Here is a 13,008-nt window from a genome sequence, read left to right on the forward strand (position 1 = left end):
AAATTTATTTAGATGACAAAATCTTCAATTTATTTCAGAATCCGCCATTTCTTGATCAAATAAATAATCAGTATACCGTTCTTCCAGATACTCCAGGTATTCTTGATCTTCTTCTGCTTGTATAGCTACCAATGATTCTGAGGGAACCGCAGTTTTCACAATTAAAGGATTTGAAACATTTTCTTCCTTTTGCTGTATTCCCACTATCGCTTTAAAGAATAAGCCCAAACCAGCAAAAACCGCAGCCATATACAACCAGGGGCGTATGCGGTCAAACATAGAGACTTGCTTTTCTCTTGTGTCCGGTTTGTCCGGTAGTTGGTTCATTATTTGAGAAGTAATCCCTTCCATATATCCTTGCGGCACAGAAAAAGGATTCTTACCTTTCAATTGTTCCAGATTATTTTGTTCAGTTTTCATACTTCTCTTTTCTTTTAATACTCCTTTGACGATAATTCGACAAAAAGGTTTAAATATCTTTCGTTAAAAACTCTTCTACTTTTTTTACGGCATGATGATACGAGGCTTTAAGCGCACCTACCGAGGTACCTAAAACATCCGACATATCTTCATACTTCATATCGTCAAAATATTTCATATTAAATACCAACCTCTGTTTCTCAGGCAAAGAAAGAATAGCCTCCTGTAATTTCATCTGGGTAGCATCGCCATCAAAGTATTCGTCACCCTTTAAACGTTCCAGTAGAAAAACATCTGTGTCGTCCACCGACACGTTATTAATAGCCCGCTGTTTATTAAGAAAAGTGATGCATTCATTTATAGCTATCTTGTAAAGCCAGGTGGATAATTTGGCTTCTCCCCTGAAATAATCAATATTTGTCCATGCTTTTAGAAAGGTGTTTTGCAGCAAGTCATTGGCATCATCATGGTTTAACACCATTTTACGTATCTGCCAATATAACTTTTCACCATAGATGTCCACCACCAACGTAAAGGCATCCCTTTGTTTGGCCGGATCACGTAGTTGTTCTACTATTTCATCTTCCGTATATTGTTGCATCTCTCCTATTTTGGTTGTAAATATAAGAAATAATGAAGAAACTACAATTATGCAGATTTGCAGCGCAACCACAAAATAAAAGCGGACAAATAATAATCTGTCCGCTTTTATCTGGTGCCCAGAACAGGACTCGAACCTGCACGATCGCAAAACCACTCGCACCTGAAACGAGCGCGTCTACCAATTCCGCCACCTGGGCAATCTCATACTTTGTTTCGTACTCTTCCGAATGCGCTGCAAAGGTAATTGTTTTTTCTATATATCAAAATTACTTCTTTGTTTTTATCCCTATTTTAAAAAGTCGAGCTATAATCATCCCCTATACTTTAATTACATATATTAATGCAACAACGGCTGCTTCTTTAATAAGAAACAGCCGTTGCTTTTATATTAATGGGATTTGTTGATTACATCATACCGCCCATTCCGCCACCCATACCCGGATTCATTGGAGGCATAGCTGGAGTATCTTCTTTTTTATCAGCGATAACACATTCAGTTGTAAGGAACATACCTGCAATAGATGCTGCATTTTCCAAAGCTACACGAGTTACCTTAGCTGGGTCGATTACACCGGCTGCACACAAGTTTTCATATTTGTCAAGACGGGCATTGTAACCATAGTCGCCCTTGCCTTCTTTTACTTTCTGTACAACAACGGCACCTTCTTTACCTGCATTTTCTACAATCTGGCGAAGCGGTTCTTCAATTGCTCTTTTAACAATTTCAATACCTGTAGTTTCGTCTTCGTTTTCGCCCTTCATGCCTTCCAGAACTTCGATAGCGCGGATGTAAGCTACACCACCACCAGGAACTGTTCCTTCTTCAATTGCAGCACGAGTTGCATGCAAAGCATCGTCAACACGGTCTTTCTTTTCTTTCATTTCTACTTCAGAAGGAGCACCTACATATAATACAGCAACACCACCAGCCATTTTAGCCAAACGTTCCTGAAGTTTTTCTTTGTCGTAATCGGATGTCGTATTTTCAATCTGAGTCTTAATCTGGCCGATACGAGCCTGGATAGCAGCTTTATCACCTGCTCCGTTTACAATTGTAGTTGTATCTTTGTCTACAGTAACCTTTTCTGCTGTACCCAGCATATCTAATGTAGCACCTTCCAGCTTCAAGCCCTTTTCTTCAGAAATTACAGTACCGCCAGTCAATACAGCGATATCTTCCAACATAGCCTTACGACGGTCGCCAAAGCCCGGAGCCTTAACAGCACAAATCTTCAAAGAGCCACGCAGACGGTTAACTACCAATGTAGCCAAAGCTTCGCTGTCAATGTCTTCTGCAATAATCAACAAAGGACGTCCGCTCTGTACAGCCGGTTCCAGAATAGGAAGCAGGTCTTTCAATACAGAAATCTTCTTGTCATAGATCAAAATATATGGATTCTCCATATCGCATTCCATCTTTTCAGTATTGGTTACGAAGTAAGGAGAGATATAACCGCGGTCAAACTGCATACCTTCTACTACGTCTACTGTAGTTTCGGTTCCTTTGGCTTCTTCTACTGTGATAACGCCTTCTTTCTTTACGCGTTGCATAGCTTCTGCAATCAGCTTACCGATGTTTTCATCGCCATTAGCAGATATCTTAGCTACGTGTTCGATCTTTTCGAATTTGTCGCCAACTTCTTCTGCCTGAGCAGCAATACTTTCAACAACTTTTCCAACAGCCTTGTCAATACCACGTTTCAAATCCATAGGATTAGCACCTGCGGTAACGTTTTTCAAACCTACACCAATGATAGATTGAGCCAATACTGTAGCAGTAGTTGTACCATCACCGGCATTATCGTTAGTTTTAGAAGCAACTTCTTTAACCAACTGCGCACCCATATTTTCAAATGGATTAGACAGTTCGATTTCTTTAGCAACCGTTACACCGTCTTTAGTAATATGAGGAGCACCAAATTTCTTTTCAATAATTACGTTACGTCCTTTCGGGCCTAATGTTACTTTTACAGCATTGGCCAACTCATCTACACCTTTCTTCAAAAGGTCGCGGGCATCCATATCGTATTTAATCTCTTTTGCCATGATATTTATAGTCTTTAATGTTATATTTCAGAATAATGAAAATTAGATAATAGCTAAAATGTCAGATTGACGCATGATAAGGTATTTCTCACCATCCAGTTCGATTTCCGTTCCGGCATATTTACCGTACAGGACAGTATCGCCATCCTTCACAACCATTTCTTCATCCTTTGTTCCGTTACCTACGGCAACAACTTCACCCTTTAAAGGTTTTTCTTTTGCTGAATCGGGAATAATGATTCCGCCAAGTGTCTTTTCTTCTGCTGCAGCGGGCTTAATCAGCACTCTGTCTGCTAATGGTTTAATGTTCATCTTCTTTTCTATTTTAATTGTTAATAATATTACTGTAATTTGTGTGTTTGTCACACACGCCTATATATATACCAATTCTGTGCCAAAACGGTTGGTAGAAAAAAGACTGACAATTTTTCACAAGATACGACATTCAATTGCAGACACGACTGACAGGTTGACTTTCTATTTTGTCTCATTTGTTTATTATTTGCCACAAAACACCTGCCGTATTAATTTTAAAGAGCTGAATATTTATCTTTTTTATCGTGAAGTTTTATTCTTTTGACCCGGATAAAAATCAATTTCCAGCCTGGTAAAAATCATTTTTCACCAAGGACGAATTTAATTTCCAGCAGCCCAAAAGCATAAAATGTCAATATGAAAAAGATAAAATCTTCCATACTGACATTTTAATATTGATATGTTTCCTATTAATCTATAAGAAGGGTAGAAATAGAATGAGCCTGAAGTACGGGCTGATAAAGGGCATAAGCCCGTAAATACAAAGAATCTTGTATGAACATATCCGTACCTTCGCGCCCTACTTTATCAAGCGGCAAACCATTGCGGTACTTCTCGTCATAATTTTCTCCGGTATAAGCCGAAGCATAATGTTTATTGTATTTCATCCACGATGGGGGACACCAGGGAGAAGCCCACAGACGTAATTCCGGCTGGTACTTCTGCGCATTGCGGATAAAAGGGATGAGCGTCTGCAAATCGTTGGCTACAGTGAATTGTCCCATAGCAAAATCGCCATCTGTTTCATTATACGAATACCAGTCGCGAGAGAAATCGTTGGCTCCCACCGGCATACGGCATATAGTAAAATTGGCGCCTTCATCCGGAAAGAACAGTTCTTGCATAATATCTTCCCGTTCGTTAGGTGAAAGTTTATTCAATGATAGCCAGCCCAATTCGTTAAAGCAAGCGCCAAAGCCGTCAATCTGTTGCTGGGGTTCATCCACACAAACGGTTACATCTATATTAGGTATCGTGTCCAACGATGCAGACAGAATATCCGGTTGCTTTACCCATGGAATAGAATCCGTAGTAGTTACCCATTCTGCCCTAGGCTGGAAAGTACAAGACGCAAATAAGGAAAATAATGCTCCTGCAAATGAATATAGATATAAAGACTTCATAAAATCATCCGGTATTATTTAAATTGGGAGATCAGCTCGTCTATAGTCACCAGCGTTTGCTCGCCGGTAATCATATTTTTCAAGTTAATCTTATTCTCTGCCATCTCTGTTTCGCCAACAATAGCAACAAAAGGTATCTTTTTGGTATCGGCATATCCCATTTGCTTTTTCATTTTGGCAGATTCGGGATAAAGTTCCGTACGGATACCTGCTGCACGAACTTTAGCAACAAGAGGGAACAAGTAAGCTTCTTCCTTTTCTCCAAAGTTGACAAACAATAATTGAGTAGTCTGTAAAGAATCGGCAGGATACAGATCCAGCTGGTTCAATACATCAAAAATACGATCAGCTCCAAATGATATTCCAACACCCGATACACCTTCCATACCAAATACCCCGGTCAAATTGTCATAGCGTCCGCCTCCGGTGATGCTACCAATTTGCACATCAAGCGCTTTCACTTCGAATATTGCGCCGGTATAATAGTTCAAACCGCGTGCTAATGTTAAGTCAAGTTCCAATTCTGCGTGCAAAGATGTATGTTTTAGCCGATCCAGGATAAAGGCAAGTTCATCTACTCCTTTTAAACCGATTTCAGAATTTGCAAGAATATCACGCAGTTTGCTAACTTTCTCTTCGTTCGTTCCATTCAGCATGATGATGGGTTGCAAACGCCGGATTGCTTCCTCCGAAAGTTCTTTATTGCGAAGTTCTTCGTTTACATTGTCCAAACCGATCTTATCGAGTTTGTCGATAGCAACCGTAATATCAACAATCTTATCCGATTCACCTATAATTTCGGCAATACCGGAAAGAATCTTACGGTTGTTCATCTTTATACAAACGCGGATGCCAAAACGACGGAATACTTCATCCATGATCTGCACCAATTCCACTTCGTTTACCAAAGAGTCTGAACCAACAACGTCTCCATCGCATTGGTAAAACTCACGGTAACGTCCTTTCTGCGGACGATCGGCACGCCATACAGGCTGTATCTGATACCGTTTAAACGGAAAACTTATCTCATTACGATGCTGAACCACAAAACGGGCAAAAGGAACAGTAAGGTCATAGCGCAGACCTTTCTCACAAGCTTTCACTCCAAATTTAACAGCATTGCGTTCTAACAATTCTTCATCTGTAATACCTGCAAAACAATCACCTGAATTCAATATCTTGAAAAGCAGCTTATCACCTTCTTCTCCATACTTTCCCATCAATGTAGAAAGGTTTTCCATTGCCGGAGTTTCTATTTGTTGAAATCCGTACAGATGATAAACTTCACGGATTGTATTAAATATATAATTACGTTTCGCCATTTCTTCGGGCGAAAAGTCGCGTGTACCTTTTGGGATAGATGGTTTTTGCATGACTAACTTGTTATTTATTATTCCGGCCACAAAGGTAATGCTTTTGTAGAAATAGGAAAGTTTATCCGGCAAGTTAGTTGACAGCAAGGTTTTAATTCTTATATTTGTGAAAGCATATATCATCATTCATGAGAGATATTTCACCTTTCAGTTGGGTCATTTCATACCAATGGAAGGTGTGCTATTAATAGCCTTTGGCTTCTTTGCGTGGATGAAATATGATGAATGGCTAGAGAAAAAAGACAATAAACATTCTTCTAAATAAAAAAGCCTGAGGCATCAAACCTCAGGCTTTTATTTTACCTACTTCCCTCATCAGTCTCTACTTCTCGCTCCCAGGAATATCATTATATAATATAATAATGTAGCCAACGAACCTAAAGCGGCAACCACATACGTATAAGCAGCCGAGCGCAAAGCATCTTCCGCTTTATCATGTGTATATGCATTCGTTATACCTGCCTGATTTAACCATGCCAAAGCACGCTGACTGGCATTTATCTCCACGGGCAAGGTAATAAAACTGAATATGGTGGTTGAAGCAAATAAGATTATACCAAACAACAACAACTGAGGAAACTGGTGGATCAATAACATACCACCCAACAATACCCATGTCATTATGTTCGAGGCAAAGCTTACCACCGGCACTAATGCCGAACGCATCTTCAACGGAGCATAAGCTGTAGCATGCTGCACCGCATGTCCGCATTCGTGAGCAGCCACGGCAGCGGCGGCAATACTATTACTATAATAAACAGATTCACTCAAGTTTACTGTATGGTTGGCAGGATTGTAATGATCAGTCAAATGTCCCGGTGTTGAAATTACCTTTACATCATAGATTCCATTGTCGTGCAACATCTTTTCTGCAATATCCTTTCCGGTCATACCATTCGGCATAGGTATCTTTGAATACTTCTCAAACTTATTTTTAAGACGAGAAGATACCAACCAACTTAATAAAGCAAAGCCTATAAATATAATCCAATACATGCTCATAAATTTCTTTCTAATTTAGTTTGTTTATAAAACCTACGGCAAAAAGTCTGCCAAACATAAAAATGGCAGTAGACAGCCCTTACGGGATGTGGTCTTCTGCCATTTTGTATCTTATTTTTAATTAATCTTCTGTATATCTGACAATCGTCTGTTCACGATCCGGGCCAACAGAAACGATTTTAACAGGAACCCCCAACTCTTCTTCCAGGAATGACAAATAAGCATTAAATTCTTCGGGGAATTCATCCTCGCTCTGCATTTTTGTCATATCAGTCTTCCAACCTGGCAATTCAACATATACAGGTTCTACGGTTCCTTCTATTTCATAAGGGAATTCGGTCACTTCCTCTCCGTTGATCTTATATGCCACACAAGCCTTAATTGTATCGAAAGTATCCAACACATCGCTCTTCATCATGATAAGCTGGCTAACACCGTTTATCATTACAGCATACTTCAAAGCTACCAGATCAATCCAGCCACAACGACGTTTACGTCCGGTAACAGAACCAAACTCATGACCCAATTCACAAATCATATCGCCTGTATTATCAAACAACTCCGTAGGGAAAGGTCCGCTGCCTACACGCGTGCAATAAGCTTTGAAAATACCGTATACGTCGCCTATATTACGGGGAGAAACACCCAAACCCGTACAACATCCGGCACAGATCGTATTGGAAGAAGTTACGAACGGATATGAACCAAAATCTATATCCAACATTGTACCCTGAGCACCTTCTGCCAAAACAGACTTGCCTTCTTTCAAGAAGTTATTGATTACATGTTCGCTATCTATCAACTTAAACTGTTTCAGGTATTCCAACGCTTCAAACCATTGAGCTTCCAATTCTTTTATATCATATTCATAGTTCAATGAGCGCAGAATAGACTCGTGGCGGCCTTTTGCGGCAGCATACTTTTCTTCGAAATTATATAGCAAGTCACCTACACGGACACCGTTACGGCTAACCTTATCGGTATAAGTAGGACCGATGCCTTTACCTGTGGTTCCGATCTTTCCAGAACCTTTGGCAGCTTCGTAGGCAGCATCCAGAATACGATGCGTAGGAAGAATAAGATGGGCTTTCTTTGAAATATACAGTTGCTTTGTCAAATCATGCCCACTGGCAGCCAAAGCTTCTGCTTCTTGTTTAAACAATAGCGGATCCAGAACCACACCGTTACCGATAACATTTACTTTTCCTCCCTGAAAGATACCGGACGGGATAGAACGTAGCACATACTTTTCACCGTTAAACTCTAAAGTATGCCCTGCATTGGGACCACCCTGAAAACGAGTTACCACATCGTAATTCGGAGTCAGGACATCAACAACTTTACCTTTGCCTTCGTCACCCCATTGCAATCCTAATAAAACATCTACTTTCATTTTTCTATATATAATAGGCTGTTAATATTCTATTTACTCAATTTCTGCATTTTATACTTATACTTGCATTTACTGCATATGCCATAAATATATAAACTGTAATATTCCGGCGTAAACCGGGATATTTTCAAACTATCCAGATCCGCCTTCAATATATTATTACGCACTTCACGTATTGCCCCGCACTTCGTACAAACCAGATGCAGGTGCGTATCTGCCAACAATCTCAATTCATACTGTACGACCTTGGTATTAACCTGATGACGTACAATCAGCCCGGCATCAACCAATACTTCCAGCGTATTATAAAGCGTAGCTTTGCTAACATGAAAATTACCATCTTCTAATTGCTGATGGAGCATGCACATATCAAAATGTCCGGGGAAAGCACATATATATTTCAATATAGTGTATCTTTCCTCAGTCTTCCGCAATTTCTTATCAGTAAGATACTCGGTAAACAAAGTCTGCATTTCGGTATATTCTTTCGCTTCCATTTTTTGCAAGCCACGCGAACGACAAAGTTAGCGCATTTATTTTAAACGCAAAGCCTTAGAGGTAATATTCAAATTCAAATTTTAATTCATTATAAATTTCCTGCAAGTCCGGACGGCTTTCAAAAACGTGAATCTGTTCGAACCCGCTTAATATCTGCATGGACTGTACCTCTGACTGACGACCATAAAATTTCATGGCACTTATAGCCGCCTGCCGCTCCATTAATGAAGCACCGGACTCTTCATCAGTTACCGTATGCATCAACTCCGATACCAGAACCTCAGCACTGACGGGAAGCATAACATTCTGTCCTTTTTTAAACAATTCACTCCAGATCAGGAAAGCCAGAGTCCGGGAAAATTTATCTTTTTTATTATTGATAAGCTCTAAAGTCAAGTCTCCGGCAAAGGACAGTTTACTAAACAAGTTCCTGCTGCATTGTTCCGCAATTTCCAAATAAGGAATCTCCGCCATCCACTGTTTAGCCTGCCCCATTGTAAAGGTCTCTACAGGCTGTAACATCGTAGCCAGCATCTTAAACTCCCGGATATCTTCTTTCCATAAAGCAGCAGCCAAATCTGCATCTTTCTCATACAACGCTGCTATTTGCTTTACTTCAGGATACGGAACACCGAAGTTTAATTTATAAACAATTCCTTTTTCACGCATACTGGTTGAAATAACACCATTCATTGCCAGACGCAAATGCGTGCGTATTTCCTTTATCTTATCTTCTGTCATAGCCCTAACTGCCAACTATCAATTGCCTTTTAATTATAAGAAGGCAAGAACGAATATTCTTTACTATAGCGAAGCATCTGATCGGCATAGCCTTCTGTATAGTCCAAAACAATATCTACCACCTCACCTTTTTCATTCTTCACCTCTTTCATAACCGGATTCACAAATCCTTTATATGGAGCAAGATTAAGTTTGGCATAACGTTCCAGCACTTCGGCATGCAGTTCCGAATCCACTTTTACACCATAATCTTCCACAAGTTTCTTGCCGGCTACAAAATCTCCTTCACTTTTAATACGCTGCACTTCGGCCAACAGTTCTCCAAACAGATTGCGCAGCTTAGCATAATCATTTACAACAACAAAAGTCTTTCCGTCTCTCTTTTTCAGTTCTATTACATTGTCGGTTTTTCCTTTTTCAAATACCCATTTGGCAATTAGCTGACGGTTACGCATATGAGCTTCTTCTACATTCTTTCCCTTTTCAATACGGACAAGTTGAGTCATCAAACCATTCATTATATATTTATAATATTCAGCCTTATATGCCTCTGCATCCGGCACAAGTCCTAATTCTACTATTTTAGGATCGCCCAGATAATACAAACCAAACAAGTCGGCACGGGTTTCTTCCAGTGTAGAACTATAAGCCTTCAATGCATCCGGATCGGTACCTGGCAGCAGTTTTCCTGAACCATGTCCCAGGCATTCATGCAAGTCGGTATGTAAATTATCTGTTATAAAACCGTATTTATTCAAAGCGTTTCGCTCGGTTTCGCTCCATACAAACTCTTCGTTAAAGCCGTTTCCCTGGGAAGCCTTATCGTATGCCTCCGTAATATTCTCTATTGTCACCGACTTTGAACCATGATCCCGGCGAATCCAATCTGCATTCGGAAGATTAATGCCAATCGGAGTAGCCGGATAACAATCGCCACCTAACATAGCTACTGTAATTACTTTTGCGCTAACGCCTTTTACTTTTTCCTTTTTAAACCTGGTATCTACAGGAGAATGATCTTCAAACCATTGGGCACTGTCGCTAATTAATTTTGTACGTTTAGTGGCTTCGTTGTTTATAAAGTTAACAGTCGATTCCCAGCTGGCTTTCATTCCCAGCGGATCACCGTATGTTTCGATAAAACCATTTACAAAATCTACCTCCGAGTCCGTATCTTCCACCCATAAAACAGAATAGGCATCAAAGGTTTTCAAATCTCCGGTCTTATAATATTCTATCAGCTTTTCTATAATAGCTTTCTGCGCATCATTCTCAGCAAACGGCACTGCCTTTTGCAGTTCAGCCACGATCTGTTCTATTGCCTGAGAATATAATCCTCCGACTTTCCAAACCTTTTCAACTATTTTTCCGTCTTCTTTTACCAAGCGACTATTCAATCCATACGAAACAGGCGTATGATCTTTCGGATCTTTCATTTTCCCATAATAAGCTTCAACTTCCGGCTGGGTAATACCGCCACCATAATAGTTATTGGCCGAAGCTAATATAATATCTTCATCTCCACTCTGAATCGTTCGTTTAGCCATTACTGCAGGATCAAACAATACAGGAGACAACTCCTGTATCAACTGCTCCACGCCCTGTCCGTCACGAACAGGAAGCTTTGCAACATCAACCTGTCGGACACAATCTGCAAAGAACTCTGGGGTAAAGGCTGGAATAAATTTATCTTCAGCATAATGATGATGAATGCCATTAGCAAACCAAACTCGTTTCAGGTAAATTTCCAATGCTTTAAACTGCGGATTTTGTTTATCTCCTTCATAATTTTGATAAATGGCTTCCAGTGTACGGCGGATAGCCAGGTTGTAACGGTTATTCTGGTCATACAAAATATCACGTCCCATCAATGCCGCTTCAGACAAATGATACAGAAGCTGCTTTTGTTTCAGTGAAAGAGACTCAAAGCCGGGTACTCTATAACGAAGTATTTGCAGGTCGGCAAATTGATCTGCAACATAATCAAAATCATTGTTATTTACTTCGGCCTTCTCAGCCTTTTGGCCTATACAGGCTGTCATCGCCATTGCAGTCATAAGTGATACTATTATTTTCTTCATACTATATTATATCTTGAAGTTCTTTCTATAATGTATATTAAAAACGGGTTATCATGCAAAGATAACCACTTTACCACATTCCGAAAACAAATAGCAAAACTTTTAGCCTTGCTTAAAGAACTCCTTATTGTTTCATTAGGATGAAACTTTTGTTTCTTCAGCATAAAACTTTTGTTTCACCCCGATGAAACACCTATAATCAACGGCAAAAGGATTTATTTTATTGCCGCCACCCTGACTCTCTGTTATCTAAAAAAATAACAGTACCTTTGCACTTTATATTTTAATTTATGGAAGTAGCAGCATTAGTATCAGGAGGAGTAGACAGTTCTGTAGTTGTTCACATGTTAAAGGAAGCGGGATACAATCCCACCATCTTCTATATCCGGATAGGAATGGAGGATAAAGACGGCTACATAGACTGTCCTGCAGAAGAAGACATCGAGATCACTTCTTATATTGCCCGTAAATATGGCTGCAAATTTGAAGTGGTTTCTCTGCATGAAGAATATTGGGAACGGGTCGTAAGCTATACGATCGATTCCGTTAAACGCGGCCTTACGCCAAATCCCGACATGATGTGCAACAAATTCATCAAGTTCGGATGTTTTGAAGATAAATGGGGTAAAGACTTTGATAAGATAGCAACCGGCCATTATGCCACGACAACAGAAATAAACGGCAAGGTATGGCTTTCGACAGCCAAAGACCCGGTAAAAGACCAGACCGATTTCCTCGGACAAATCACCCGTTTACAAATCAGGAAACTGATGTTCCCTATTGGCCATTTAATGAAAAGCGAGGTACGTGCTATCGCAGAAGAGCAAAAACTCCCCAGTGCCAAACGCAAGGATAGCCAAGGCATTTGCTTTTTAGGAAAGATTAACTATAACGATTTCATAGAGCGCTATTTAGGACGACGCGTAGGCAAAATTGTAGAACTGGAGACTGGAAAAATTTTAGGCAAACATAATGGTTATTGGTTTCATACCATCGGACAACGCAAAGGTTTAGGCTTAAGCGGTGGCCCTTGGTTTGTGATCAAGAAGGATATCAAACGCAACATTATCTATGTTTCCAACGGTTATGACCCGGAAACGCAGTACGGCAAAGTAATTAACCTAAATGGCTTCGATTTCATTACAGAAGACCCATGGGGAGATTTTGCCGACGAAAAGGAAATTACGTTCAAGATCCGTCATACGCCGGAATTTACCCACGGACGTATTCGCCGCATAGGCGACCTTTACCGCATAGAATCCGACAACAAAATTCAAGGAATAGCTCCCGGTCAATATGGTGTGGTTTACGACAAAGAACACCATCTTTGCCTTGGCAGCGGTATGATTATAGAGGAAGAGAAATAGGCAAGTTTTCAAAATAACCCTATACACGCATCAATATTCTCCTAC

General features: G+C 40.1%; 12 protein-coding genes and 1 tRNA gene. 1 reads left to right on the forward strand and 12 read right to left on the reverse strand.

What is annotated here, in order from left to right:
• Positions 1–24 precede the first annotated feature (24 nt).
• The 12 genes from ACYIB7_RS12605 to ACYIB7_RS12660 form a co-directional block, all read right to left on the reverse strand.
• Complete coding sequence (locus ACYIB7_RS12605) at positions 25–420, reverse strand: hypothetical protein (RefSeq protein ID WP_103982594.1); 396 nt, start codon at positions 418–420, stop codon at positions 25–27.
• Positions 421–469: 49 nt separating this feature from the next.
• Complete coding sequence (locus ACYIB7_RS12610; protein ID WP_480337310.1) at positions 470–1,021, reverse strand: RNA polymerase sigma factor; 552 nt, start codon at positions 1,019–1,021, stop codon at positions 470–472.
• Positions 1,022–1,133: 112 nt separating this feature from the next.
• Positions 1,134–1,220 (reverse strand) — tRNA-Leu (locus tag ACYIB7_RS12615).
• Between the two features lie 208 nt (positions 1,221–1,428).
• Positions 1,429–3,069 (reverse strand): chaperonin GroEL, encoded by a 1,641-nt coding sequence (groL, locus tag ACYIB7_RS12620; RefSeq protein ID WP_103982592.1) that lies wholly within the window; start codon positions 3,067–3,069, stop codon positions 1,429–1,431.
• Between the two features lie 42 nt (positions 3,070–3,111).
• On the reverse strand, positions 3,112–3,381 hold the full coding sequence (locus ACYIB7_RS12625) for a co-chaperone GroES (RefSeq protein ID WP_103982591.1): 270 nt from the start codon (positions 3,379–3,381) through the stop codon (positions 3,112–3,114).
• Positions 3,382–3,794: 413 nt separating this feature from the next.
• Positions 3,795–4,508: a glycoside hydrolase gene (locus ACYIB7_RS12630; protein ID WP_480337311.1), complete on the reverse strand. Its 714-nt coding sequence runs from the start codon at positions 4,506–4,508 to the stop codon at positions 3,795–3,797.
• A gap of 14 nt (positions 4,509–4,522) precedes the next feature.
• On the reverse strand, positions 4,523–5,881 hold the full coding sequence (hisS, locus tag ACYIB7_RS12635; protein WP_480338479.1) for a histidine--tRNA ligase: 1,359 nt from the start codon (positions 5,879–5,881) through the stop codon (positions 4,523–4,525).
• A 315-nt stretch (positions 5,882–6,196) separates the two neighbouring features.
• On the reverse strand, positions 6,197–6,883 hold the full coding sequence (locus ACYIB7_RS12640) for a zinc metallopeptidase (protein WP_099464254.1): 687 nt from the start codon (positions 6,881–6,883) through the stop codon (positions 6,197–6,199).
• 121 nt (positions 6,884–7,004) lie between these two features.
• Complete coding sequence (locus ACYIB7_RS12645) at positions 7,005–8,276, reverse strand: adenylosuccinate synthase (protein ID WP_103982590.1); 1,272 nt, start codon at positions 8,274–8,276, stop codon at positions 7,005–7,007.
• A gap of 29 nt (positions 8,277–8,305) precedes the next feature.
• The gene (locus tag ACYIB7_RS12650; RefSeq protein WP_099464256.1) at positions 8,306–8,773 is read right to left on the reverse strand and encodes a Fur family transcriptional regulator; all 468 of its coding nucleotides are present in this window, start codon (positions 8,771–8,773) and stop codon (positions 8,306–8,308) included.
• Between the two features lie 55 nt (positions 8,774–8,828).
• Positions 8,829–9,515, reverse strand: a complete 687-nt coding sequence (locus ACYIB7_RS12655; RefSeq protein ID WP_103982589.1) for a DNA alkylation repair protein — start codon at positions 9,513–9,515, stop codon at positions 8,829–8,831.
• Between the two features lie 29 nt (positions 9,516–9,544).
• Positions 9,545–11,596 carry a dipeptidyl-peptidase 3 family protein gene (locus ACYIB7_RS12660; protein WP_480337314.1) on the reverse strand — a complete coding sequence of 684 codons (2,052 nt, stop codon included), beginning with the start codon at positions 11,594–11,596 and terminating at the stop codon, positions 9,545–9,547.
• A 290-nt stretch (positions 11,597–11,886) separates the two neighbouring features.
• Here ACYIB7_RS12660 and mnmA point away from each other — a divergent pair, with 290 nt between their 5' ends.
• On the forward strand, positions 11,887–12,963 hold the full coding sequence (gene mnmA, locus ACYIB7_RS12665) for a tRNA 2-thiouridine(34) synthase MnmA (RefSeq protein WP_480337315.1): 1,077 nt from the start codon (positions 11,887–11,889) through the stop codon (positions 12,961–12,963).
• Positions 12,964–13,008: the final 45 nt, after the last annotated feature.

It is taken from the genome of Parabacteroides sp. KHUB-03 (assembly GCF_056640975.1).

What these genes read in the sequence shown, in the direction of transcription:
- ACYIB7_RS12645 (WP_103982590.1), bottom strand. Translation starts at nt 8,276, where the DNA reads ATGAAAGTAGATGTTTTATTAGGATTGCAATGGGGTGACGAAGGCAAA.
- ACYIB7_RS12650 (WP_099464256.1), bottom strand. Translation starts at nt 8,773, where the DNA reads ATGGAAGCGAAAGAATATACCGAAATGCAGACTTTGTTTACCGAGTAT.
- ACYIB7_RS12625 (WP_103982591.1), bottom strand. Translation starts at nt 3,381, where the DNA reads ATGAACATTAAACCATTAGCAGACAGAGTGCTGATTAAGCCCGCTGCA.
- mnmA (WP_480337315.1), top strand. Translation starts at nt 11,887, where the DNA reads ATGGAAGTAGCAGCATTAGTATCAGGAGGAGTAGACAGTTCTGTAGTT.
- ACYIB7_RS12630 (WP_480337311.1), bottom strand. Translation starts at nt 4,508, where the DNA reads ATGAAGTCTTTATATCTATATTCATTTGCAGGAGCATTATTTTCCTTA.
- ACYIB7_RS12660 (WP_480337314.1), bottom strand. Translation starts at nt 11,596, where the DNA reads ATGAAGAAAATAATAGTATCACTTATGACTGCAATGGCGATGACAGCC.
- ACYIB7_RS12605 (WP_103982594.1), bottom strand. Translation starts at nt 420, where the DNA reads ATGAAAACTGAACAAAATAATCTGGAACAATTGAAAGGTAAGAATCCT.
- groL (WP_103982592.1), bottom strand. Translation starts at nt 3,069, where the DNA reads ATGGCAAAAGAGATTAAATACGATATGGATGCCCGCGACCTTTTGAAG.
- ACYIB7_RS12640 (WP_099464254.1), bottom strand. Translation starts at nt 6,883, where the DNA reads ATGAGCATGTATTGGATTATATTTATAGGCTTTGCTTTATTAAGTTGG.
- hisS (WP_480338479.1), bottom strand. Translation starts at nt 5,881, where the DNA reads ATGCAAAAACCATCTATCCCAAAAGGTACACGCGACTTTTCGCCCGAA.
- ACYIB7_RS12610 (WP_480337310.1), bottom strand. Translation starts at nt 1,021, where the DNA reads ATGCAACAATATACGGAAGATGAAATAGTAGAACAACTACGTGATCCG.
- ACYIB7_RS12655 (WP_103982589.1), bottom strand. Translation starts at nt 9,515, where the DNA reads ATGACAGAAGATAAGATAAAGGAAATACGCACGCATTTGCGTCTGGCA.